General features: G+C 70.5%; 28 protein-coding genes. 14 read left to right on the top strand and 14 right to left on the bottom strand.

All coding sequences use genetic code 11. From position 1 onward, the window contains the following. Positions 1 to 36: 36 nt before the first annotated feature. Complete coding sequence (msrA, locus tag J2X55_RS09060) at positions 37 to 591, top strand: peptide-methionine (S)-S-oxide reductase MsrA (RefSeq protein WP_309822965.1); 555 nt, start codon at positions 37 to 39, stop codon at positions 589 to 591. 42 nt (positions 592 to 633) lie between these two features. On the opposite strand, the gene J2X55_RS09055 is transcribed toward msrA, so the two are convergent. Further along, positions 634 to 1,032 carry an arsenate reductase ArsC gene (locus J2X55_RS09055; protein ID WP_115920643.1) on the bottom strand — a complete coding sequence of 133 codons (399 nt, stop codon included), beginning with the start codon at positions 1,030 to 1,032 and terminating at the stop codon, positions 634 to 636. Positions 1,033 to 1,127: 95 nt separating this feature from the next. Here J2X55_RS09055 and J2X55_RS09050 point away from each other — a divergent pair, with 95 nt between their 5' ends. After that, entirely contained in the window at positions 1,128 to 2,360 is a 1,233-nt protein-coding gene (locus tag J2X55_RS09050; RefSeq protein ID WP_309822963.1) for an NAD(P)/FAD-dependent oxidoreductase, read from the top strand. A gap of 93 nt (positions 2,361 to 2,453) precedes the next feature. Here J2X55_RS09050 and J2X55_RS09045 read toward each other — a convergent pair whose 3' ends face one another. From J2X55_RS09045 to J2X55_RS09035, 3 genes are read right to left on the bottom strand one after another with little or no spacing between them, the layout of a single operon-like run. Next, on the bottom strand, positions 2,454 to 2,951 hold the full coding sequence (locus tag J2X55_RS09045; protein WP_309822961.1) for a GNAT family N-acetyltransferase: 498 nt from the start codon (positions 2,949 to 2,951) through the stop codon (positions 2,454 to 2,456). After that, positions 2,948 to 3,901: a membrane dipeptidase gene (locus J2X55_RS09040; RefSeq protein ID WP_309822960.1), complete on the bottom strand. Its 954-nt coding sequence runs from the start codon at positions 3,899 to 3,901 to the stop codon at positions 2,948 to 2,950. The genes J2X55_RS09045 and J2X55_RS09040 overlap by 4 nt, the downstream gene beginning before the upstream one ends. Position 3,902: 1 nt before the next feature. Then, entirely contained in the window at positions 3,903 to 4,640 is a 738-nt protein-coding gene (locus tag J2X55_RS09035) for a sulfurtransferase (RefSeq protein ID WP_309822958.1), read from the bottom strand. A gap of 111 nt (positions 4,641 to 4,751) precedes the next feature. Between J2X55_RS09035 and J2X55_RS09030 the strand changes: the two genes are divergently transcribed. Genes J2X55_RS09030 through J2X55_RS09020 form a run of 3 tightly spaced genes read left to right on the top strand, consistent with a single transcriptional unit; the run spans position 4,752 to position 6,915 of the window. Beyond that, a complete protein-coding gene (locus J2X55_RS09030; protein WP_309822956.1) occupies positions 4,752 to 5,501 on the top strand; it encodes a glycosyltransferase family 2 protein in 750 nt (249 codons plus the stop codon). Next, positions 5,498 to 6,331, top strand: coding sequence for an endonuclease/exonuclease/phosphatase family protein (locus J2X55_RS09025; protein ID WP_181906561.1), 834 nt, complete (start codon positions 5,498 to 5,500; stop codon positions 6,329 to 6,331). Before J2X55_RS09030 ends, J2X55_RS09025 begins: the two co-directional genes overlap by 4 nt. After that, positions 6,328 to 6,915, top strand: a complete 588-nt coding sequence (locus J2X55_RS09020; protein ID WP_115920629.1) for a hypothetical protein — start codon at positions 6,328 to 6,330, stop codon at positions 6,913 to 6,915. The genes J2X55_RS09025 and J2X55_RS09020 overlap by 4 nt, the downstream gene beginning before the upstream one ends. Positions 6,916 to 6,990: 75 nt before the next feature. On the opposite strand, the gene J2X55_RS09015 is transcribed toward J2X55_RS09020, so the two are convergent. Both J2X55_RS09015 and J2X55_RS09010 read right to left on the bottom strand, forming a co-directional pair. Then, a complete protein-coding gene (locus tag J2X55_RS09015; RefSeq protein WP_147302449.1) occupies positions 6,991 to 7,245 on the bottom strand; it encodes a hypothetical protein in 255 nt (84 codons plus the stop codon). Between the two features lie 147 nt (positions 7,246 to 7,392). Beyond that, entirely contained in the window at positions 7,393 to 8,922 is a 1,530-nt protein-coding gene (locus J2X55_RS09010; protein WP_115920625.1) for a catalase, read from the bottom strand. Positions 8,923 to 9,105: 183 nt separating this feature from the next. Here J2X55_RS09010 and J2X55_RS09005 point away from each other — a divergent pair, with 183 nt between their 5' ends. Then, positions 9,106 to 9,321, top strand: coding sequence for a DUF2945 domain-containing protein (locus J2X55_RS09005; protein ID WP_115920735.1), 216 nt, complete (start codon positions 9,106 to 9,108; stop codon positions 9,319 to 9,321). A gap of 305 nt (positions 9,322 to 9,626) precedes the next feature. Here J2X55_RS09005 and J2X55_RS09000 read toward each other — a convergent pair whose 3' ends face one another. Both J2X55_RS09000 and J2X55_RS08995 read right to left on the bottom strand, forming a co-directional pair. Beyond that, positions 9,627 to 11,090 (bottom strand): cryptochrome/photolyase family protein, encoded by a 1,464-nt coding sequence (locus J2X55_RS09000; RefSeq protein ID WP_309822952.1) that lies wholly within the window; start codon positions 11,088 to 11,090, stop codon positions 9,627 to 9,629. Next, complete coding sequence (locus J2X55_RS08995; protein ID WP_115920621.1) at positions 11,087 to 11,242, bottom strand: DUF2256 domain-containing protein; 156 nt, start codon at positions 11,240 to 11,242, stop codon at positions 11,087 to 11,089. Before J2X55_RS08995 ends, J2X55_RS09000 begins: the two co-directional genes overlap by 4 nt. Positions 11,243 to 11,354: 112 nt before the next feature. Between J2X55_RS08995 and J2X55_RS08990 the strand changes: the two genes are divergently transcribed. After that, complete coding sequence (locus tag J2X55_RS08990; RefSeq protein WP_309822950.1) at positions 11,355 to 11,486, top strand: hypothetical protein; 132 nt, start codon at positions 11,355 to 11,357, stop codon at positions 11,484 to 11,486. Positions 11,487 to 11,533: 47 nt separating this feature from the next. Here the strand turns inward: J2X55_RS08990 and J2X55_RS08985 are convergent, their stop codons facing one another. Continuing rightward, positions 11,534 to 12,025: a pyridoxamine 5'-phosphate oxidase family protein gene (locus J2X55_RS08985; protein WP_309822948.1), complete on the bottom strand. Its 492-nt coding sequence runs from the start codon at positions 12,023 to 12,025 to the stop codon at positions 11,534 to 11,536. Between the two features lie 50 nt (positions 12,026 to 12,075). Next, positions 12,076 to 12,426 carry a biopolymer transporter Tol gene (locus J2X55_RS08980; RefSeq protein ID WP_115920617.1) on the bottom strand — a complete coding sequence of 117 codons (351 nt, stop codon included), beginning with the start codon at positions 12,424 to 12,426 and terminating at the stop codon, positions 12,076 to 12,078. 230 nt (positions 12,427 to 12,656) lie between these two features. On the opposite strand from J2X55_RS08980, the gene J2X55_RS08975 reads away from it, so the two are divergent. The 3 genes from J2X55_RS08975 to J2X55_RS08965 all read left to right on the top strand — a co-directional run bounded on the left by J2X55_RS08975 (position 12,657) and on the right by J2X55_RS08965 (position 14,495). Next, positions 12,657 to 12,944 carry a hypothetical protein gene (locus tag J2X55_RS08975; protein WP_309822945.1) on the top strand — a complete coding sequence of 96 codons (288 nt, stop codon included), beginning with the start codon at positions 12,657 to 12,659 and terminating at the stop codon, positions 12,942 to 12,944. 12 nt (positions 12,945 to 12,956) lie between these two features. Beyond that, a complete protein-coding gene (locus J2X55_RS08970) occupies positions 12,957 to 13,160 on the top strand; it encodes a cold-shock protein (RefSeq protein WP_013583139.1) in 204 nt (67 codons plus the stop codon). Between the two features lie 150 nt (positions 13,161 to 13,310). Then, positions 13,311 to 14,495: a fatty acid desaturase family protein gene (locus J2X55_RS08965; RefSeq protein WP_396653250.1), complete on the top strand. Its 1,185-nt coding sequence runs from the start codon at positions 13,311 to 13,313 to the stop codon at positions 14,493 to 14,495. A 65-nt stretch (positions 14,496 to 14,560) separates the two neighbouring features. On the opposite strand, the gene J2X55_RS08960 is transcribed toward J2X55_RS08965, so the two are convergent. Together J2X55_RS08960 and J2X55_RS08955 are read right to left on the bottom strand one after the other, a co-directional pair. Continuing rightward, positions 14,561 to 15,157 carry a M15 family metallopeptidase gene (locus tag J2X55_RS08960; protein ID WP_309822943.1) on the bottom strand — a complete coding sequence of 199 codons (597 nt, stop codon included), beginning with the start codon at positions 15,155 to 15,157 and terminating at the stop codon, positions 14,561 to 14,563. A 76-nt stretch (positions 15,158 to 15,233) separates the two neighbouring features. Beyond that, on the bottom strand, positions 15,234 to 15,737 hold the full coding sequence (locus J2X55_RS08955) for a metallophosphoesterase (protein ID WP_309822941.1): 504 nt from the start codon (positions 15,735 to 15,737) through the stop codon (positions 15,234 to 15,236). Between the two features lie 90 nt (positions 15,738 to 15,827). Between J2X55_RS08955 and J2X55_RS08950 the strand changes: the two genes are divergently transcribed. Both J2X55_RS08950 and J2X55_RS08945 read left to right on the top strand, forming a co-directional pair. Beyond that, the gene (locus tag J2X55_RS08950) at positions 15,828 to 16,496 is read left to right on the top strand and encodes a response regulator transcription factor (RefSeq protein ID WP_210113107.1); all 669 of its coding nucleotides are present in this window, start codon (positions 15,828 to 15,830) and stop codon (positions 16,494 to 16,496) included. Then, positions 16,489 to 17,565: a HAMP domain-containing sensor histidine kinase gene (locus J2X55_RS08945; RefSeq protein ID WP_309822939.1), complete on the top strand. Its 1,077-nt coding sequence runs from the start codon at positions 16,489 to 16,491 to the stop codon at positions 17,563 to 17,565. The genes J2X55_RS08950 and J2X55_RS08945 overlap by 8 nt, the downstream gene beginning before the upstream one ends. A gap of 7 nt (positions 17,566 to 17,572) precedes the next feature. Here J2X55_RS08945 and J2X55_RS08940 read toward each other — a convergent pair whose 3' ends face one another. After that, complete coding sequence (locus J2X55_RS08940; protein WP_181906559.1) at positions 17,573 to 18,004, bottom strand: VanZ family protein; 432 nt, start codon at positions 18,002 to 18,004, stop codon at positions 17,573 to 17,575. Positions 18,005 to 18,113: 109 nt separating this feature from the next. Between J2X55_RS08940 and J2X55_RS08935 the strand changes: the two genes are divergently transcribed. Continuing rightward, positions 18,114 to 18,497 carry a DUF3054 domain-containing protein gene (locus tag J2X55_RS08935; RefSeq protein WP_309822936.1) on the top strand — a complete coding sequence of 128 codons (384 nt, stop codon included), beginning with the start codon at positions 18,114 to 18,116 and terminating at the stop codon, positions 18,495 to 18,497. A gap of 66 nt (positions 18,498 to 18,563) precedes the next feature. On the opposite strand, the gene J2X55_RS08930 is transcribed toward J2X55_RS08935, so the two are convergent. Then, positions 18,564 to 19,073: an ACT domain-containing protein gene (locus tag J2X55_RS08930; RefSeq protein ID WP_309822935.1), complete on the bottom strand. Its 510-nt coding sequence runs from the start codon at positions 19,071 to 19,073 to the stop codon at positions 18,564 to 18,566. A gap of 62 nt (positions 19,074 to 19,135) precedes the next feature. Here J2X55_RS08930 and J2X55_RS08925 point away from each other — a divergent pair, with 62 nt between their 5' ends. Then, complete coding sequence (locus tag J2X55_RS08925; protein WP_309822933.1) at positions 19,136 to 19,414, top strand: DUF6412 domain-containing protein; 279 nt, start codon at positions 19,136 to 19,138, stop codon at positions 19,412 to 19,414. Positions 19,415 to 19,425 lie beyond the last annotated feature (11 nt).

Here is a 19,425-nt window from a genome sequence, read left to right as displayed (position 1 = left end):
ACCCGCAGAAGCGTCAACCGCAAAAGGAGCCACACCATGACCAGCGGACCTTCCGACACCGGCGAGATCACCCGCCGCCCCGGCACCGAGACCGCCGTCCTCGCGGGCGGCTGCTTCTGGGGCGTCGAGGACCTCATCCGCCGCCAGCCCGGCGTGCTCGACACGCGCGTCGGCTACACGGGCGGCCAGAACGACCACGCGACCTACCGCAACCACCCCGGCCACGCGGAGGCCGTCGAGATCGTCTTCGACCCGACGCAGACGTCGTACCGCGACATCCTGGCGTTCTTCTTCCAGATCCACGACCCGTCGACCCTGAACCGTCAGGGCAACGACGTCGGCACGAGCTACCGCTCGGCGATCTTTCCCCTGTCGCCCGAGCAGGAGAAGGTCGCGCGCGACACGATCGCCGATGTCGATGCGTCGGGCATCTGGCCCGCGAAGGCCGTCACCACGATCGAGCCCGAGGCTCCGTTCTGGGAGGCCGAGCCCGAGCACCAGGACTACCTGATCCGCATCCCCAACGGCTACACGTGCCACTTCGTGCGGCCCGGCTGGGTGCTGCCCAAGCGCGAGGAAGCCTCCGCTTAAGCGTTCTCGACGGGCCCGGATGCCATGGCATCCGGGCCTCCGTCATGCGAGCAGGTCGTCGAGCAGGCGTTGCACGCGTCCCCGGATGTCGTCGCGGATGGGACGGACCTCGTCGAGGCCTCTCCCCGCCGGGTCGGTGAGTTCCCAGTCCTCGTAGCGCTTCCCCGGGAAGATCGGGCACGCGTCGCCGCACCCCATCGTGATGACCGCGTCGGAGGCGCGGACGTCGTCGGTCAGCAGCAGCTGCGGCACCTCGGCGCTGATGTCGATGTCCTCCTCGGCCATCGCGGCCACGGCCACCGGGTTGAGGGTCTCTCCCGGTGCGCTGCCGCCGGACAGGACCCGGACGCGGTCGCCGCCCAGCGCGCGGGCGTAACCCGCGGCCATCTGCGAGCGCCCGGCGTTGTGGACGCAGACGAAGAGGATCGTGACGGGGGCCATCGGAACACCCTGCCTCGACAAGGTGAACAACAGGTGACGCCGGTCGCCCCGCAACCCCCGGCCGGTCGCCGGGGACGCTGCCTAGGCTCGCTCCCATGAGCGATTACGACGTCATCGTGGTGGGCGCCGGCCTCGCGGGACTCCGGGCCGCCACGCGACTGGCCGAGGCCGGGCGCGATGTCGTCGTGTTGGAGGCGAACGACGCGGTGGGCGGGCGCGAGCGCACCGACATCGTCGACGGGTTCCGCCTCGACCTGGGGTTCCACGTGCTGAATCCGGCGTATCCGGCCGTGCGGCGCTGGGTGGACATCGACGCCCTTTCGCTCCGGCGCTTCCCGGTGGCGGTCGGCGTGCGGTTCGAGGATCGGCTCGCGCGTCTTTCGCACCCGCTGCGTCATCCCGGCTCGGTCGGCGAGACGTTGCGCAGCGGCCTTTTGCGTCCGGCCGACGTCACCGCCCTCGCTCGCTGGGTCGGGCCCACGCTGATATCGGCTCGGGCCGCGAAAAGAGGCGGTGTCGCGCTGGACGAGGGCTGGGATCGCGCGGGCCTGCGCGGTCCCCTCCGCGACGCGGTGCTCGAGCCCTTCCTCTCCGGCGTCATCGCCGACGATCGGCAGGAGACGAGCGACGCCTTCGTGCGCTTGCTGGTGCGCAGCTTCGCTCTCGGGCGTCCCGGGGTCCCCGCCGCGGGGATCGGCGCCCTTCCCGCGCACCTCGCCGACTCCGCCCGTCGCGCGGGAGCCGGCATCCGCCTGAGACACCGAGTGGTCTCGACCCGGCACCGGGCGCGCGGGTGGCACGTGGGCATCGAGGGGCACGAGGCGGTGACGGCGCGAACCGTGATCATCGCCACGGGGCTCGATCCCGCCCTCGACGTCCCCCTTCCCCGCCGGCGCGGCCTGCAGACCTGGTGGTTCGCGGCCGAGGAAGCCCCGACGGCCGATGCGGCGCTCCGCGTGGACGGCCGCCGACACGGACCGATCGCCAACACTGCCGTCATGACGAACACCGCCCCGACCTACGCCCCGCGCGGCCATCACCTCATCCAGGCCACCTGCGTGATGCCGACGGAGGCGTCGGAGGACGGCATCCGTCGACAGCTGTCCGAGATCTGGGATGCCGACACCCGGCCCTGGCGCCTGCTGCGCCGCGACGACATCGCCGCCGCCCTGCCCGCGCAGGACCCGCCCCTGCGTCTGCGCCGCCCCGTCCGCTTGGACGACGGCCGGTACGTCGCGGGCGATCACCGCGACACCGCCTCGATCCAGGGCGCGCTGGTGTCGGGCCAGCGGGCGGCGGAGGCGGTGCTCGCGGACCTGGCGCGGTAGCGGTCGCCGGGGTGCGCTCGCCCGCTCGGGGCTGCACCCGTCGATGGGGGCGATCGCCCCCGGGAGGCGGCGCCCGGGGCCCTATACCGCCCGCTAGGTACGGGCCGCCAGCGCGGTCAGCGCCTCGCCGGTCACGCGCCGGGTCGTCCACTCCTCCATCGCCTCGGCACCGAGCGCGCGGTAGAAGCCGATCGCGGGCTCGTTCCAGTCGAGCACGGTCCACTCGAGACGTGGGTACCCCTTCTCGAGGCACTCCGCGGCGAGCGCGGCCAGCAGGGCGACGCCGTAGCCGTTCGAGCGGTACTGCTCGTGCACGTAGAGGTCTTCGAGCCAGATGCCGTGGCGACCGGTCCAGGTCGAGTAGGTGAGGAACCAGATCGCGATAGCGCGTATCTCGCCCTCGCTCTCGACCACGAACGCGAACGCGCGGGGGTCGTCGCCGAACAGCGTCGCGGCGATCATCTCGGCGGTGTTGTGCACGGCATCCGGTTCGCGTTCGTAGTCGGCGAGAGCCTGGATACAGGCGAGGATGCCGCCTTCGTCTCCCGCGCGGGCGGGGCGGAGGACGGCGCCGTCTTTCAGCTCGGTCATGACAGGGGCTCCCAGCTCTCGGCCGCGACGCGGCGGAAGTTCCCGCCGAGGACCGCGGCGACGTCGGTGTCGTTCCATCCTCGCGCGGCGAGCGCCGAACCGAGGAGCACGAAGGTCTCGGGCGGCATCCACTCCATGGGTCCCCACCGGGTGTAGCTCGCGTCGTACAGCTCGGGCATGCGGACGATCTCGTCGCGGAAGGTCTCCCAGTCGAAGGAGAAGTCGGTACTGACGCCGACGTGGTCGATGCCGACGACCTCGACCGCGTACTCGAGGTGGCGGGTCATCGCCTCGAGGGTCGGGGTGTTCGGGCCGAGGAAGATGCCCACACCGGTGATACCCACCACTCCCCCGGTCGCGGCCGCCGCGCGGGCCTGGTCGTCGGTGATGTTGCGCGGGTGCTCCCACACGGAGCGCATGTTCGAGTGGCTGAAGACCACCGGCCGGGTCGACACCGCGCACATGTCGAACGTCGTGCGGGCGCCGACGTGCGAGCCGTCGGGAACCATCCCCCGCGCGTTCATCTCGGCTACGAGGTCGCGGCCCCACGCGGTGAGCCCGTCGTCGACTGCGTCGAGGCACCCGCCGCCCGCGCGGTTGGCGTGGTTGTAGGTCGGGCCGAGGGTGCGCACCCCCTGCGCGACGAGGGCGGCCACGGCATCGAGCTCTCCGCCGAGCGGACCGCTGTCTTCGAGGTCGAAGGCGACCGCGGTGTCGCCCCGGGCCGAGATCCGGTCGATGTCCGCCACCGTGGAGGCCAGCTCGAGCCCGTCGATCGCCTCGACCTGGGCGCGGAAGGAGCGGAGGAGGGATGCCGTCAGCTCGGGCGCGTGCGGGGCGTAGCCGACGTTGACCGAGACGTAGCCGCCCCCGGCCCCGCGGTAGCGCCGCAGGTCTCCGAGGTCGGCGGTCTCGACGAGCTCGACGCAGGAGTGCTGGTCCCAGAGCACGTCAGGCCCCGACCCTCGCGGCGAGCGCGGGGTCGAGGGCTTCGCGCCCGTCGAAGACGAAGCAGTCGCCGTTCCAGTGCGCGTCCCCCTGCGCCTCGAACCACCCGAGGATCCCGCCCTCGAGCTGGTAGGCCTCGACCCCCTCGGCGCGCAGGTGCAGGGCGGCCTTCTCGCAGCGGATGCCGCCGGTGCAGAAGCTCACCACGGTCTTGCCCTCGAGCTCGGAGCGATGGGAGTCTGCGGCATCCGGGAACTGGGTGAAGCGGTCGATGCGCCAGTCCTTCGCGCCGGCGAACGTGCCGTAGTCGACCTCGAACGCGTTGCGCGTGTCGACGAGCACGACCTCGCGGCCCTCGTCGTCCGCGCCGCGGTCGAGCCAACGGCGCAGGGTGTCGGGAGTGACCGCTGGCGCACGACCGTCCTGAGGGCGCACCTCGGGGCGGTCCATGCGGATGATCTCGCGCTTGACCTTGACGAGGAGTTTGCCGAAAGGCACCGCGTCCGACCAGCTCTCCTTGGCTCTCAGCGTCGCGAACCGCTCGTCGGCGCGCAGCTCGGAGAGGAACCCGCGCACCGCGCCTTCCGCCCCGGCGAGGAACAGGTTGATGCCCTCCTCCGCCAACAGGATCGTCCCGCGCAATCCGGCCCCGCCGGCACGTTCGCGCAGGACCGTCCGCACGGACGCGGGGTCATCGATGCGCGTGAACAGGTACGCCGAGACGTTCAGGACGGATGCCATGGCATCCACGATACGAAAGGTGCGCGGTGTCGGCCGACGACGCCGACGTCAAGCCGGGAAACGCCGGTGGCGCATCACCTAGCGTGGAAGCACTCGTCCCCGGGAGGAAGCGTGCCCCAAGGCCCCGCCACGTCGGCCGTCACCGTCTCCGTCGTCATCCCCTGCCGGGACGACGGCGCGCACCTCTGGCGTTGCCTGCGCGCGCTCGCCGCGCAGACCCTCCCCCCGACCGAAATCGTCGTCGTCGACAACGGCTCGACCGACGACAGCGCAGAGATCGCCCGCGCCGCGGGCGCCCGCGTGGTGTTCTGCGGCGAGCGCGGCATCCCCGCCGCCGCCAGGGCCGGATACGACGCGGCCCGCGGCGAGCTCGTCCTCCGCCTCGACGCCGACAGCATCCCCGCCCCGGATTGGGCGGAGCGCATGGTCGACGCTCTTCAGGATCCGACCGTGGATGCCGTGACCGGCGGGGCCGTGTTCCACGACGGACCCGCGCGACAGCGTGTGGCGATGGCCCGGCTCTTCCTCGGCACGTACGCCACCTTCGCGACCCCGGCGCTCGGGCACACACCGCTGTGGGGGTCGAACATGGGATTCCGCCGTCGCGCGTGGGAGGACGTCCGCGACGAGGTGCACCTGGATCCCGAGCTGCACGACGACCTCGACCTCGCCTATCACCTGGGCCGCCGGCACCGCATCGCACGGGTACCCGGCGCGCACATGCGCGTCTCGTCACGCACGGTCGAGCCGCGCCGCTTCGCGCGGTGCTTCCGGCGCGGGGCCGGTACGGTCTTCGCCCACTGGCCGGCCGACATTCCCCCGGCACGATGGGTTCGACGCCGGCTGCGGGGTCGCTCGTGACCGGCATCCTGTTCCCGAACGTCGAGCCGCCCGAGCTGCACGTGATGAGCTTCAACATCCGTCGTCGCTTCGACCGGATCACGTGGCCGCCCGCGGACCGGTGGCCTATGCGCAAGGAGCGTCTGCGCACGTTCCTCGGCGCCAACAAGCCGCACCTCCTGGGCACCCAGGAGGCGATGCCCGATCAGGCGCAGTGGGTGCAGGCCTCGCTCGGCTCGGGGTACGGCCGCATCGGCCTCGGACGCGGGCCGCGCCGTGACGGCGAGGGCACACCGCTTTTCTACGACCGCGAGCGCATCGAGGTCGAGAGCTGGGAGCAGGTGGCTCTGTCCGACACCCCCGACGTACCCGCATCGACCGGCTGGGGCAACACGATCCCGCGGATCGCCGTCATCGCGCAGCTGCGTGATCGTGCGACCGACGCCCGCTTCACGTTCGTGAACACGCACTTCGATGCGTTCTCGCGCCGTGCCCGCCGTCGGTCGGCGACGTGGCTGCATGACCTCGCCGCCGGACGCGAACGCCCGCTGCTGTTCACCGCCGACGTCAACGCCCACGTGCGCTCGAGCGAGCTGGCGGGCATGTTCGCCGACGGCCTGCTCGTCGACACGTGGTCGTACGCCCCGGCCCGCCGCACCGCCGAGTGGGGCACCTTCAACAACTACGCCTCACCCCGGGTCGGCGCTCGCCGCATCGACGCCCTGCTCGCGACGCCCGACGTGGGGGTGCGTGCGGTGGGCATCGACCCGCGGCCGACCGGTACGCAGTGGCCGAGCGATCACCTTCCGGTGCAGGCCGTGGTGCGCATCCATCCCCCGAGGTCGCCGTGATCGGAACGATGTACGCGAACCTGAAGCGCCCGCCGCGCAGTGCGACGGACTGGCTGGCGGACGCCGTGCGAGCGGTGGCGATCGCCGTCGTGATCGTGTCGCTGTTCACCCTGCCGTTCACGGACTTCGCCGTGCTGTCGATGTCGTTGCCCGCGGTGATGCTCTCGCGCATGCTCGGTCTGCGTTCGGGTCTCGACCTCGTCACCTGCGTCACGGTGTTCGTGGCCGCGGGCAGCAACGTCATCGATCTGTACCGCGCCTGGACGGGGTGGGATCTCGTGGTGCACCTCTCGTGCACGGGAGTGCTCACCGCGATCGCCCTCGTGCTCCTCGACGATGCCCGCGTGATCGTCCCCACCGGTCTCCGACGCACCCCGATCGTCGTCGCGACGGTCGCCGGGCTCGCGCTGAGCGCATTCTGGGAGATGGTGGAGTGGTTCGGCTACCGCTTCATCACAGACGCGATCTTCGTTACCTACGACGACACCATCGGCGACATGATCGCCGGCGGTGCGGGGGCGTTGATCGCCGGAATCCTGGCATCCCGCTTCTCGCTGACGCGCGCGGACCGCACAGCCCTGTAGCGGACACCGACGGTCAGAACGCGGGCGTACGTCGTTTCGTCAGCGACCGCGTCCGGTGAGAGCGCGCGGGACGGCTCAGCGCCCGTGCGCGGTTCGCTCCGGTCCGGTCGTCACCGCGGTGACGACACCGCCGATGATGAGGACGACGGCGAGCAGCACCACCAGCCCCGGGAGCACGATCGTCGGGGCTGCGGGAGCGGAGCCGGCGTCGTCGATGAACGGGCCGATCTCATCGAGCCACATCCCGTAGGCCGTGCCCCACGCCACGAGCATCCCGATCATCAGCACACCGATACCGGCCGTCACCATTGCCCACACGGGTCCACGCATGACGGCATCTTCGCAGATACCGCCCCTCCTTCTGGGAGGTGGATGCCGTTCGCGCACCCCCGTGCGATGCGGACGACCCGCTGCGCGCGGACAAGAAGACCGGCGGCACCCGCTCGAACGGGTGCCGCCGGTCTGCTCATCCCGCGGTCAGACGCGACCCGCGACGTCCCGTCCGACGAGGTCACCGTCGGGGTTGGGCTCGCTGAGCTGTTCGCCGGGGGCGGTCGACCCCTCGAGCGGCGGAAGCCCGGCCTCGACGCGGGAGCCGATCTCGGCATCCACGTTCTTCCAGTACTGCACGGCGCGGTCGCGCACCTCGGCCCGGGTCACTCCGCCGACGTGTCCGGTGATCGTCTCGACGAGACGGTCGCGCTCCTCAGCCGACATGACCTCGCGCACGAGCGCCCCCGCCTGGCCCCAGTCGTCGTCCTCGGGGTGCAGGGTCGCGGCCGAGCGGACGAGCTCGCCGTCGCTCTGCCATCCGCCGTCGCCGGCGCGGCGCGGATCCGCCGCCGGGCCGCCCGCCGAGTTCGGCGCATACACCGGGACCTCGGGCGGGTTGTACTCGTAGCGCATGGCGCCTTCTTTCGAGTACGAGTGGACCTCGGTGTGCGGGCGGTTCACCGGCAACTGCTGGTAGTTCGTGCCCACGCGGTAGCGGTGCGCATCGGCGTAGCTGAAGATGCGCGCCTGCAGCATCTTGTCGGGGCTGCCGTCGATGCCGGGCACGAAGTTCGACGGCTCGAAGGCTGCCTGCTCGATCTCGGCGAAGTAGTTGCCGGGATTGCGGTTGAGCTCCATCGTGCCGACCTCGATCTCGGGGTAGTCGCTGTGCGGCCACACCTTTGTCAGGTCGAAGGGATTGAAGCGGTACGTTTTCGCCTCCTCGTAGGGCATGATCTGCACCTTGAGCGTCCACGTCGGGAACTCGTTCCGCTCGATCGCGGCGTACAGGTCGCGGATGTGGAAGTCGGCGTCCTGCCCCGCGATCTGATCGGCCTCGTCCTGCGTGAGCGTCTTGTGGCCGAGGTCGGTGTGGAAGTGGTACTTCACCCAGAACCGCTCGCCCTCGGCGTTGATCCACTGGTAGGTGTGCGAGCCGTACCCGTTCATGTGACGCCAGGATGCCGGGATGCCGCGGTCGCCCATGAGCCAGGTGACCTGGTGCGCGCTCTCGGGCGACAGAGTCCAGAAGTCCCACTGCATCGTGTTGTCGCGCAGGTGGCTGCCGGGGAGGCGCTTCTGCGAGCGGATGAAGTCGGGGAACTTGATGCCGTCCTTGACGAAGAAGACGGGGGTGTTGTTGCCGACGAGGTCGTAGTTGCCCTCGGTCGTGTAGAACTTCAGCGAGAAGCCGCGGGGGTCGCGCCAGGTGTCGGGGCTGCCCTGCTCGCCCGCGACCGACGAGAAGCGCGCGAGCATCTCGGTCTCGACGCCCGGCTGGAACAGCGCCGCGCGCGTGTACGCCGAGACGTCGCCGGTCGTGCGGAATGTGCCGAAGGCGCCGCCGCCCTTGGCGTGCACGACGCGCTCGGGAACCCGCTCGCGGTTGAACTGCGCGAGCTTCTCGATCAGGTAGTGGTCGGTGAGCGCGATCGAGCCGTCGGCTCCGACGCTCTGGGAGTGCTCGTCGCTGGCGACGGGGGCTCCGTTGTTGGCGGTGGTCGGCTCGGTCATGGCTCTCCTCACGTCGTGGGCCGGGAAACGAAAGGCCCACTCCGACGCTAGGCGGGGGCTCCGACATCGCAGAGGCATTGCGCAATCGGTCTCGACCACGTAGGGATGCCGATTCTGTCAATCCCCCGATGGGCAGTGTCGCGCGTCGACAGCATGGCGGGACCGAACGAGAGGAACGAGAGCATGTCGAAGGATCTGTCGAAGGGCGATCGCGTCAGCTGGGACACCCCGCAGGGGAAGACCCAGGGTGAGGTCGTGGAGAAGAAGACGAAGGATTTCCAGCACGACGGCCAGAAGTTCACGGCATCCGATGACGAGCCGGCCTACATCGTCAAGTCGGAGAAGTCCGGGTCGAAGGCCGCGCACAAGGGTTCGGCGCTGAACAAGCTCAAGAGCTGAGCACTCCGAGAAGCGTGCCGAACTCCTGACTTCTCGTGTCCGCGCCGGGTCATAGCGACCTCCGCCCCGGCCCACCACCGATTTCTCCGGAGTTCGGCACGCCCCGCGCCGCGGTGCCCACACCTCACGCCCCACCGCGCTGCAGGGGACGAAACTCCGGAATTTTCCCGCCGGCAGGCGTGAACGCACGCAGAAGGGCACGGCGATCGCCGATTTCTCAGGAGTTCGGCGCGCGGGCCAACTGATAGCCCCGACGCGCCGGCCACCCGAGACCCGGCGCAGGGGCACCTCCAGACGCTGATGTCTCAGGAGTTCGACGCGCCGCCGTCCGCGTCCCGCGCGTCGCGCCGCTTGCGCATCTGCGCGAGCGCCAGTCCCAGGCGGTGGTTGCCCGCCAGCACGTCCTCGTGCCGCTCCAAGAACCGCCAGTAGGCGTCCGTGAAGACCGAGTCCTTGGCATCCTGAGCCGAGGGCCACCACGCCCCCATCTTCTGCAGATAGGCCCCTCCCGACACGTACGGCTTCGTCGCGACGAACCCGCCGTCGGCGAACTGACTCATGCCCATGACGTTGGGCACCATGACCCAGTCGTACGCGTCGACGAACAGCGCGAGGAACCACGCGTTCACCTGCCGCGGGGCGTAACCCTGCAGCAGGAACCAGTTGCCCAGCACCATGAGCCGCTCGATGTGGTGCGCATAGCCCCAGCGGTGCACCCGCGCCAGCACCGTGCGCACCGGGATCGGCAGGTCGCGCGGCATCCGTTCGGCCGTGTACCAGTACTTCTCGATGCGCTTCTCGAGATGCAACGCGTTGACGTGCTCGAGCTTCGGGTGGGCCCGGTACATGCCGCGCATGTACTCGCGCCACCCGATGACCTGCCGGAGGAAACCCTCGACGGATGCCAGAGGGGCGTCGGTCCGAATGGCTGCGGCCACCACTTCCTCGACGGTGAGCAGGCCGATGTTGAGCATCGGCGAGATGATCGCGTGGAAGAGGAACGGCTCGTCGGCCTTCATCGCGTCTTCGTAGCGGCCGAAATCGTGCAGGCGCTCGGCGACGAAGACGTCGAGCCAGTCGCGGGAGTCCTCGGGGGTGACGGGCAGCCAGAAGTCCGCCGCGCTCCCCGGATGCTCGGAGTAGCGCTGGTCGACCTCGGCGATCACGGCACGGGTGATCTCGTCGTGCTCGAGCTGCGGCAGCGGCGGGATCTCGACGCCCTTCTTGGGCAGCGGCTTGCGGTTGTCGGCGTCGAAATTCCAGCGGCGGCCGGCGGGCTTCCCCCCGTCCATCAGGATGCCGGTACGCCGGCGCTGCCAGTGGTAGAAGTCCTCCATGAGCGGCGTCGGGTGCTCGGCGAACCACCCGTCGACGTCTTCTTCGGGGGTGAGGAACAAACCGTCCGAGAGGACGTCGGTCTCGACGTCGTGGTCCGCGCAGATCCGCGCGATCCGCTCGTCGACGGGCCGGTTCGGGTCGCTCATCCACGTCAGCTCGGTCACCCGGTGCGTCGTCAGCAGGCGCTCGAGACCGGCTTTGAAGCCCAGGTCGTCATCGAGAGCGATCCGCCGGACCGTGCGGCCCTCCGCCTCGAGACGGGCGGCCGTGTGGCGCATGGCCGAGATCAACAGCACGATCTTGTGCCGGTGGTACGGGAGCTTCGCGAACCGCGGCGCCGACTCGATGAAGAAGAACTCCTCGACCTCATCGTCCGCATAGGCGGGGTGCTCGGCGAACTGCTGCGTCGCGAGGATCAGCGCGGCCTTCATGCGCGTCGCCTCTGTGCGGCGGCATGGGCGCGGCAGCCGCGCGAGCAGTACAACACCTGATCCCATTGGTCGCGCCCGCTCCAGCGCTTGCGGTCGGTGAATGGGCGTCCGCAATAGGCGCAGGGCTTGGAGCGCACCTCGGGTCGTGACATGCCGTCATCGTCGCAAAGCGCCCTCGCGGCGTGCGGGGGCTTGCGCTGGCACGCCGACCCGGTTCGCGCAAGGCCCGCGCAGCGGCGGGCCCCGACGTGGTCGGGTGGGGACATGGACAGCACACCGGACCGCACGCACGACACCGCCGACGAGCCCGACGAGCTCGAGACCGCGGACGCCCCCTCGATTCCCGACACGACCGACGACGGCGACGCCCCCGTCGACAACCCGTCGGGCGGTTGAACGCGAAGGGCCCCGCACCACTCGGCGCGGGGCCCTTCGTCGAGCTGTCAGTCGGTCAGGTCGAACTTCTCGTTCTCGCCGCCCTTCGGGCGCTCGCCCGTCACCTTCGAGGTGACCAGGGCGATCGCCGTCGCCAGGCGGCCCCCGGCACTCCCCCAGTATTCGCCCGTCAGCGCCGACACCTTCAACAGCGTCACCCCCGGCGACTCGGGGCCGTCCGGGAACCACGCCTCGACGCTCGTGGACCACAGCTCCTTGAGCTTCGCCAGGTCGTCGATCACCTCGGCCTCGCCCGCGAGCGACAGCCACGTGTCGTCGGTGCTGAACGACAGGCCGACCTTGGTATCGCGACGCACGTGCTCGACGGCCGAGGCGTGCGTACCGACGATGAACCACAGGTCGCCGTCGGACTCGCGCTCCTGCACCGTCAGCGGGTGCGCGTGCAGGGCACCGTCCTCGGCGCGGGTGGTGACCATGGCGAAGCGGAACTTCTCGAGCAGTTCGTTGAGCGTGTCGAGCTCGGACGCGGTGGTGGACATGAGACTCCTTCGGTTCGGACGTTCAGCGAATCGCGACGAGACCTCCCGCGCTATGCGTTGACGTCGGCCCCGCCGTCTGCTCTCTCCGGGGGTGCGAGGCGGTCGAGCTCGTCGAGCGCGTCACGGGCTCGGCCCAGGCGTGCCGCGACCTCGTCGTCCCACCAGCGCGGTCCCCGCTCGCCCAGGCCGTGCTTGGCCGCGCCCACGCGCTTTCGCGCGGCGGCGACCGCGGCGTCGTCGCCGTTCTTCTTCGCCACGCGCACGGCGGACCGCGCCCTGCCCAGGTGCGAGCGCAGCCGGGTCGTCAGATCGTCGGGGAGCTCCGGGTCGGTCCGCCGCCACCTCCGCCCGTCGATCACGAGCCAGCGCTGGTCGTCGGCGGTGTCGTCCTCGGATGCCATGGCCCCAGTCCACCCGCCCGGCGCCGGCCGTGAAATCTCTCGGGCGGGGAAAGACCATCCGTGCTAACGTGGTCAGTATTCGTTCTGGGACTTGCTTCATCGACGCCCGCCTCATCGCTGAGATGCCGGGCGCACGGCGCCGAGCCGTTTCCGACAGCAATCCCCCCTCTCACCATCGCGTGCCTCGCTCGACGGCTTCGGTCCTCGCCTCGCACTCGCGGAAAGTTCTTGTGTCTCTGCTTCACCCCTCGCCGCTATCGTGGCGCCAGGCCGATCTCGACGTGTACGTCGCGACGGCCGGATCCGACTACGCCGGTTTCGTCGGCGCGGGAACCTCGGGCTTCGAAGCCCAGGGCCCCCTCGGCGAAAATCTCGGTGTCCACACGTCCGTCGACGCGGCTCAGGCCGCCGTCGACGGGCACCGCGTACGCGCCACCACCACGGTGACGCGGCGTCCCCGTCCGCTCCGCACTCGTCGGAGCGGCGCCCACGGCCGCATTGCGGCCCAACATGAATAAAGGAAGAACACGATGGCCACTGGCACCGTGAAATGGTTCAACTCCGAAAAGGGCTACGGCTTCATTGCTCCCGACGACGGCTCCGCCGACCTGTTCGCGCACTTCAGCGCGATCCAGGGCAACGGCTTCAAGGAGCTCACGGAAGCACAGAAGGTCGAATTCGACGCTGAGCAGGGCCCCAAGGGCATGCAGGCGGCGAACATCCGCCCCCTCTAAGCTCCGCTTACCTCGAGAGCCGGGTTCGTCGCCATCGCGACGACCCGGCTTTCGTCGGTTTCCGGCACGTTTTCGCTCGCTGGGTTTCGGTTTCCCGAGAGCCCGCTGAGCATCGCGACGTATTCCGAGTCGCCCATACGGGCAGCCGTAGTGTGGCCCTCAGCACGGAGTAGCCGCTCCGCCGTCCACCCCGGTCCTTCCCGATCCGAGGAGCAGAACATAGCCTCCACCGTCGTCGAGTCCCGTCTCGGCCCCGTTCGTCAGACCTATTCCGGTACCACCGAATTCCCCCCGCTCACCAAGGCCTACACAGAGCTGTCGCAGGTCGTCCGCGAGAGCGGCCTCCTCGTCCGCACGCCGGTGTTCTACTCCGTCGTCGCGGGCGCGATCACGCTCGGTCTCGCCGCGTGCGTCACCGCCTTCGTCCTGCTCGGCGACAGCTGGTTCCAGCTGATCGTCGCCGCGGTGCTCGGTATCCTGTTCACGCAGGTCGCCTTCCTCGCTCACGAGGCCGCACACCGTCAGATCTTCGCCTCGGGCCCCGCCAACGACCGCCTGGGCCTGCTCATCGGCAACGGCATCGTGGGCATGAGCCGTTCGTGGTGGGCATCGAAGCACACGCGTCACCACGCCAACCCCAACCGGGTGGACAAAGACCCCGACATCGAGATCGACACGATCTCTTTCCTCGACGTCGACGCCGCCAAGGCCCGCGGCATCCAGCGCTGGATCACCCGGCGTCAGGGATACCTGTTCTTCCCGCTGCTGGCGTTCGAGGGCATCAACCTGTACGTCCTGGCCTTCCGGCACCTGTTCTCGCGCGGCGAGGTCAAGGGCCGCTGGACCGAGATCGCGCTGCTGACCCTGCGGCACGCGCTCTTCATCGCACCGATCTTCATCTTCTTGCCGGTGGGGCTCGCCTTCGCGTTCTTCGGCGTCTCGGTCGCCGTGTTCGGCATCTACATGGGCGCGTCGTTCGCGCCCAACCACAAGGGCATGCCGATCATCGCGCCGGGCGCGAAGCTCGACTTCTTCAGCAAGCAGGTGCGCACCTCCCGCAACATCTCGGGCGGATGGTGGGCCACCTGGCTCATGGGCGGTCTGAACTACCAGATCGAGCACCACCTCTTCCCGAACATGCCGCGCCCGCACCTCGGCAAGGCCCGCACGATCGTGCGCGAGCACTGTGCGACGTTGAACGTGCCGTACGTCGAGACCACGCTGTTCCAGTCGTACGGGATCGTCATCGCGTACCTGAACCGGGTCGGCCTCGCCGCCCGCGATCCCTTCGACTGCCCGCTGACCTCGGCGACGCGTCAGCTCAACGTCGAATAGCGTGAACGATGACGGCGCCGTCCCTCGGGGCGGCGCCGTCATCGTTCATCCGAGCGCGAAGTCGTTCACCCCCGCGCGTCGGCTTTGGCGGCGGGGCACTCTCCCCCGGCATCCGTCGCCTTCTCGAAGTGCCATCGCTCGTTGGCGTAGGTCTGGCACAGCCCCCATTCGCGCCCGTGCTCGATGAGCCACAGCTGCGCGTCGAGCGAGCCGATGTCGACGGCGCGGCCGGTGACATGGCTCGACCCCTCGGGAGACGCAACGTACTGGAGAGCGATGGCCTCGGTGCCGTACGTGCGGATCGCATCTCCCAGCAGCCATCGCTGATAATCGGCGCTGCGCCACCCGCTCGTGACGTCAAACACGATCCCGTCCACCTTCGCGGCCTCCTGGGCCGAGCGCAGAGCGTCGCGCAACTCCGCGTCGAGCCCGGTCATCGCGCGATGCCGGTCGTCATCGACCGTGAGCGGCGCCTCGGCGGGGATCACGCCCTCGTCCTCGGTCGGCGAAAACGGTGCGTTCGCGCTCAGCCCCGCCGAGAACGACGCCCCGACACTCGTGGCGAGCAGCACGGCCACCGCGGTGAGGACGACGGACAGCCCCACCGCGACCACGAGGAACACGATGCGGCGACGGGAGGGGGACTCGATGCGCGATGCCATGCCCCCAGTCGAGCCGAGGCGACGTTACGGCGCCGTATGACGGGGACCATACGACGGCGATACACGCGCGCCCGCCTCAGTCGCGCGACACATCGTGCAGCACCACGTCGCGCACCTCGCCGCCCGAGAGGGTCGCCGTCATGAGCGTGCACGCGGGCTGACGGCGGCGATCGGTGGGCGAACCCGGGTTGAGAAGGCGCAGGCCGTTCGGGGTGACGGTGTCCCACGGGATGTGACTGTGCCCGAACACCAGCAGGTCGACGTCGGGGAAAGCGGCATCCATCCGCTTCTCGCGCCCGGTGGACGCCCCCGTCTCGTGCACCACGGCGAGGCGGACCCCGTCGATCTCGGCGCGGGCAACCTCGGGCAGACGCGAGCGCAGGTCATCGCCGTCGTTGTTGCCCCAGACGCCCAGCACCGGACCGAGCGTCTCGAGTTCGTCGAGCACGCTCGCGCTCACCCAGTCGCCCGCGTGGACGATGAGATCGACCCCGGATGCCGCCTCGCGCACGGCCGCGGGCAGGACGCGCGCCCGCTTCGGCACGTGCGTATCGGCCACGAGGAGCAATCGGGTCGCCATGGCTCCACGCTACCGAGGCGATACGAGCCGGGGCGCACGGAAGGGCCCCCGCATACACCCGCGATACACGCCCCCGCCTACGATGACGGGATGCGCGTGCTGATCGTCGAGGACGAACCCTTCCTCGCCGAGGCCATCCGCGACGGCTTGCGTCTCGAGGCGATCGCGGCCGACATCGCCGGCGACGGCGACACGGCCCTCGACGTGCTCTCGTACACCGCCTACGACGTCGTGGTACTCGACCGCGACATCCCCGGCCCGAACGGCGATGAGATCGCCCGCCACCTGAGCGCGCAGCCCACCGCCCCGCGGGTGCTCATGCTCACGGCCGCGGACCGGCTCGACGACAAGGCCCGCGGCTTCGAGAGCGGGGCCGACGACTACCTGACGAAGCCGTTCGTGCTGCGTGAGCTGGTGATGCGCCTGAGAGCACTCGCTCGTCGCCCGGCGGCCTCGACCCCGCCGGTACTCGATCAGCACGGCATCCGGCTCGATCCTTTCCGCCGCGAGGTCTATCGCGACGGGCGTTACGTGTCGCTGACCCGGAAGCAGTTCGCGGTGCTCCAGGTGCTCATGGATGCGGGCGGCGGGGTGGTCAGCGCCGAGAACCTGCTCGAGCGCGCCTGGGACGAGAACGCCGACCCGTTCACCAACGCCGTGCGCATCACGATCTCGACGCTGCGTAAGCGCCTCGGCGAGCCGTGGCTGATCCAGACGGTCGCGGGCGTCGGGTACCGCATGGGCCCCGCCGATGCGTGAACGCGCCCCCGGGCTCTCGGTGCGCCTCAAGCTGACCCTGAGCTACGCCGGTTTCGTCGTGATCGTGGGGATCGCGGTGTTCGTGGTCGGGTTCCTCGTGCTGCGGTTCGTCCCCGAGGGCAACCTCTACTCCGAGAGCGGCATCTTCACCCCGCGGCGCCGCGACCTCACCGAGGTGTTCGTCCGATACGCGTGGTTCGCGGTCGGCGCTCTCGCCGTGGTCGGACTCGGCGGCGGCTGGATCGTCTCCGGGCTCATGCTGCGCCCGTTGGACCGGATCACGGATGCCGCCCGCGCGGTGCGGGACGGCAACCTCTCGCGCCGTGTGGCACTGCTGGGACCCCGCGACGAGCTCACCGACCTCGCCGACACCTTCGACGCCATGCTCGTCCGCGTCGAGGAGACGCTGGACGAGCAGAAGCGGTTCGCCGCCAACGCGTCGCACGAGCTGCGCACCCCGCACGCGACGATGCGGACGCTGCTCGAGGTGGCCCGGGCCGACCCCGCGGGCGTCGACCTGGAGCGCCTGCTCCACCGCCTGGACCTCACGAACGAGCGGGCGATCCGCCTGACCGAGGCGCTGCTCGCCCTCGCCCGATCGACGCGCGAGGGCGCCCTGTCCCCCCGCCCCGCCGGGGTCGACGACCTGGTGGCGACCGTGGTCGCCGAGGCCGGGGGTGAGGCCGCCGGTCTCGACCTGGCTCTGGTCGACGCCTCGGGCGGCATCGCGCGGGTCGATGAGACGCTCGTGCACCAGGCGGTGACCAACCTGGTCGGCAACGCTCTCGCGCACAACGTCGAGGACGGCTGGGTGCGCGTCGCGGTGAGCGGCGGCGACGACGAGGTGATCGTCGACGTCGTCAACAGCGGTGAGGAGCTCTCGCGCGAACTCGTCGCCACCCTTCCCGAACCCTTCGTGCGCGGGTCGGGTCGCACCCGCGGGCGTGCCGACGGCACCGGACTTGGCCTGGCGATCGTCGCATCGATCGCCCGCGCGCACGGCGGCCGCCTCGAGCTCTGGCCGCGAGACGGCGGCGGTCTGCACGCCCGACTGCGCCTGCCGCGCTGACGGGGGCTCAGCGGCGCCCCGCTCCCCGCGCCATCAGGCGAACGGCGATGACGACGACCGTCCCGATCGCGGCGCCGATCGTGTTCGACACCACGTCCTCGGCATCCGGAACCCGACCGGGGATCCCCGCCTGCAGCGTCTCGACCGCGAGGGACACGAGGGCACACAGCGGGAGGGATGCCGGCGCCCACCGCAACGGCAGCAGTAGAGCGATCGCGGCACCGAGGGGCACGAAGAACGCGATGTTGAGGGCGACGTCGGCGCCCGCGCCGAGCACGAACGCGCTCCACGACGGCGGCAGGTGATCGAGCGCGTCGAGGACGAGGGTGCGGGCCGGCCAGGCGATCGCGCGAGGCGCGAGGGTCAGCGCGGCGACGGCGGCGAGCACGGCCGCCGCGGTCAGCACGCGCGCGGGGGTGAAGACGGAACGAGCGGACATGCGACCTCCAGGTTCGGAAGGTCCATCCCATCGACCGAGCTGTTGCCCGGGTGTCTCGGTCTCGCGATACGCGGACGATACGCCCGCGCGCTCGCGGGACAATGGGAGCGTGTCCCCTTCGCGCCGCCTCCCCGTGCTCGCCCTGATCATCGACGTCGTGCTCGTCGTCGTCTTCGCCGCGATCGGCCGGGCGACCCACGACGGCGACGTGCTGGGTCCCTTCGGTTTGGGACTCGCCACCACCGCCTGGCCGTTCGTGGTCGCGCTGCTCGTCGGCTGGCTGGCCACGCGCGCCTGGCGACGCCCGGTCGCCGTCGTCAAGACGGGCCTGCCCGTGTGGGCCATCACCGTGGCCGTGGGCATGGTGCTGCGGGCGCTCAGCGGTCAGGGGGTCGCGGTGGCGTTCGTGATCGTCGCCACGATCACGCTCGCGCTGCTGCTCCTGGGGTGGCGCGGCATCTCCCGCCTCGCGATGCGGTCGCGGCGCGCCTGAGGTCAGGCGCCGCGACGCATCGGACTCGAGACGTCGAAACTCCCGGCGGGCCGGCCCCCGGGCGGCTCAGTCCGCGAGCGTGACGTCGACCTGGATCTCGGTCGCCAGGCGCTCGAGTTCGGCGACCAGATCGTCCACGGCGACGTCGGCCGCGACCGTCGCGGTGATCGACGCCTCGAACAGGCGTCCGCCCGCCATGGCGGCATCCGTCGTCTGGGTCGACATGCGTTCGATGCTCGCGCCGTGCGCGCCGAGGGCGGCCGAGACCTCGCGCACGATCCCCGGGCGGTCGTTGCCGACCACGTCGAAGGTGACGGTGCGCCCCGCGGGCTCGGCGGATCCCGCTCCCGCGTGGACGGTGACGGTGAGCGTGCCCGCGAGTCCTTCGAGCGCCGTACGCACCGCGTCGGTGCGTTCGGCGGCGACCGAGACCTCGATGATCCCGGCGAAGGCCCCCGCGAGTTCGGCGAGCTCGCTGTTCTCCCAGTTGCCGCCGTGGGCGTCGACGATGTCGGCGACAGCGGACACGAGGCCCGCGCGATCGTCGCCGACGACGGTGAGGACGAGGGTGGTCATGGCGACAGCGTAGCGACACCCGCGCTGCTACCGTGGGTGTTCAGCCGGAGGGGGGTGAGTTCGTGATCGCATCGCTGATCGCCGCGCTCAACCTGCTCCTGTCGACGGCCGAGCTCGCGCTGACCCCCGGCGGGGGCGCTCCCCTGCTGGCGGTGGTTCTCGCCGCGGCCGTCGTGCTGACCGCCGTGATCGTCCTCGTCGTGGCCCCGGCGCTCGTCGCCGCGACACCGCCGCCGTCCCCGCGTCCGATCGACCCCTCGGCATCCCTTTCCCAGAGCGATCCCGACGCCGCGGGTCACCCGCGCCCTCGAGCGCCGGGGCTCGTGACCCGCGTCGCGTAGCTCCTGGCTCG

The sequence above is a fragment of the Microbacterium sp. 1154 genome (assembly GCF_031455375.1).
Classification (GTDB): Bacteria; Actinomycetota; Actinomycetes; order Actinomycetales; family Microbacteriaceae; genus Microbacterium.
The sequence above is the reverse complement of the archived record's forward strand: the minus strand, read 5'-3'. Positions and strand labels throughout refer to the sequence as shown.